A 1,753-nucleotide genomic window follows, 5' to 3' on the forward strand; every position below is an offset into this window, starting at 1 on the left:
AGACAATCGGCATGGACAGGAAAATTGTAAAGCTGTATAGTTGCCGGGCCTTCGCTCTTTAGGGCATCTCTAAGAATTCAAACATTGCTGCAATAGCTTGCTCGCTTCGAAATGTCTTCCATGTCTTTCCATTCTGCCTGTTGCCGATCGGCTGCTTGTTTTCATGCTGCTGCGCGGCATAGGACGGCAGGGCACATGGACACTGCCATGAAAATTCTTCAGCGGTACGCTGACCGGGTTGACCATGGAATGCAGGATTGCCGTGAGGATTTGCCGGCTCGGCAGGCACGCAGAAGGATAGACAGGAACTGAGCATAGAGCTGGCGGATGGACCGGTGCTTGGTGGGGTCCCTACGAAGCCATCTGTCGGAAGCCCTCTGCCGGGACGCGCCTTAAATGGAAACTGCTATCGCACGCTTGAATGCTTAGAGATGCTCTTCAGAAAAGGGTGAGATGTGAACGCATGGATCAAGAGATGGATGGCGCATAGGATATGCGTGAATGAATAACATTTATGGAGGGGAAAAATGAACAAAGTTGTTCGAGGGGGGCTCATTGGAATGGGATTGCTGTGTATGAGCACTGTACCGGCAGTGGCGGCAACCGACATATCCAAATTACCTGTAGTGACCCAGGAACTGGTAGCACCGCCTTTTGTGCCCAAGCACGATCAAGTGGCCAAGGGAGGACCCAAGGTCGTCAAGATCCGCATGGAAACCATAGAGAAGCAAGTGCAGATTGCGCCCGATGGCACCAAGATGTGGGCCTTGACCTTCAACGGCACCGTACCCGGGCCGCTGATTGTCGTGCATCAGGATGACTATGTCGAACTCACCCTGGTCAATCCCAAGACCAGCACCATGTCGCACAACGTCGACTTTCATGCGGCCACGGGTGCGCTGGGTAGTGCGGGCTTGACGCTGGTAGCACCGGGCGAGGATGTGGTAGTGCGCTGGAAGGCTGTCAAGCCTGGGGTATTCGTCTACCACTGCGCCCCGGGTGGAACCATGATTCCCTTCCACGTCATCTCCGGCATGAACGGCGCCATCATGGTACTGCCGCGCGACGGCCTGAAGGACGCCAAGGGCAAACCGGTGCGTTATGACCGCGCCTACTACGTAGGCGAGCAGGATTTCTACATCCCGAAGGACAAGGACGGCAAATACAAGACCTATGGCTCACCGGCCGAAGGCATGCATGAAATGCTCGAACTGTCCAAGGGGCTCATCCCGACTCATGTCGTCTTCAATGGCGCAGTGGGTGCTCTGACGGGAGACAATGCGCTCAAGGCCAAAGTGGGCGAAAAAGTATTGTTCATTCACTCCCAGGCCAACCGTGATTCCCGGCCTCACCTGATTGGCGGCCATGGCGATCTGGTATGGCAGGGCGGCAAGTTTGCCGATCCTCCCATACAAGGGCAGGAAACCTGGTTTGTCGCAGGTGGTTCCGCAGGGGCGGCATTGTATGACTTCAAGCAACCCGGGCTCTATGTATACCTGAGCCATAACCTGATCGAGGCGGTATTGCTGGGTGCTGCGGCACACATGAATGTCGAGGGCAAATGGGACGATGACCTCATGAAGCAGCTCAAGAAACCCAACGAGAATTCAACCCCGGCAATGGACCACTAAAGCAGGATCAAAAAGACAGACATCAAAGAGAAGCACCGGAGCCTTAAGTTCTTAAGTTAGCTGCTCTTAAGTTAAGCTCTCTTAAGTTGCGCTTAAGTTCTCTGAGATTCTCTTAAGCTCTG

At 54.2% G+C, this 1,753-nt stretch carries 1 protein-coding gene; it reads left to right on the forward strand.

Annotated elements, in window-relative coordinates; translation table 11 throughout:
* Window positions 1-527: 527 nt before the first annotated feature.
* Entirely contained in the window at window positions 528-1,631 is a 1,104-nt protein-coding gene (gene nirK, locus BMX00_RS14235) for a copper-containing nitrite reductase (RefSeq protein WP_090829684.1), read from the forward strand.
* Window positions 1,632-1,753: the final 122 nt, after the last annotated feature.

The organism is Nitrosovibrio tenuis (assembly GCF_900109785.1).
GTDB lineage: Bacteria > Pseudomonadota > Gammaproteobacteria > Burkholderiales > Nitrosomonadaceae > Nitrosospira > Nitrosospira tenuis_A.